This window comes from Arthrobacter mangrovi (assembly GCF_026011795.1).
Lineage (GTDB): Bacteria > Actinomycetota > Actinomycetes > Actinomycetales > Micrococcaceae > Crystallibacter > Crystallibacter mangrovi.
The window spans coordinates 1-603 of record NZ_BRVS01000048.1; the positions used below are offsets into that span (position 1 = coordinate 1).

The 603-nt window shown below is 56.7% G+C and carries 1 rRNA gene; it reads right to left on the reverse strand.

From position 1 onward, the window contains the following. Positions 1-105: ribosomal RNA gene (locus AHIS1636_RS20335) — 16S ribosomal RNA — on the reverse strand; the annotation flags it as partial. Between the last annotated feature and the right edge of the window lie 498 nt (positions 106-603).

The following is a 603-nucleotide window of genomic DNA, read 5'->3' on the forward strand; positions in this document are numbered from 1 at the left end:
CGTTCGCCACTAATCCCCGGTGCAAGCACCGGATCATCGTTCGACTTGCATGTGTTAAGCACGCCGCCAGCGTTCGTCCTGAGCCAGGATCAAACTCTCCGTTAATGTTCCAACAGACACACACCCGACAGCCAAGGAAAATTAGCCGGCCGGGCATGCACAAAATTCAAATCCAGGCTGATAAAACATCGCAGCACACCACGGGGGTGGCACACCACGACACAATCTCAACCAAAAAAATTGGTATCAACAAACTTGGCACACTATTGAGTTCTCAAACAACAGGAGCACCCGGCACCAACGACAACCCCTCAAGGGCCCCCGCATCGCTCCGGAGCAACTTTTCTAACTTACCCGATCCACCGGCACTTCGCAAACCGGCCCCATCCGGAACCCGATCCGCCCACCGGCATCACGCCCCACCCCCAACCCCAACACGACAGCACAAAACCATCAACACCAGGGAAAGAAATGGAATTTCGCCGACCAGCACACCCACCGGACAAAACCCGGCCCCGCGGCGGCGGCTCAGAAAACATTACACGCCCCCACACCAAACCGCAAACCCGCACACCACACCCCCAAAACCACCCCAAAAACCCC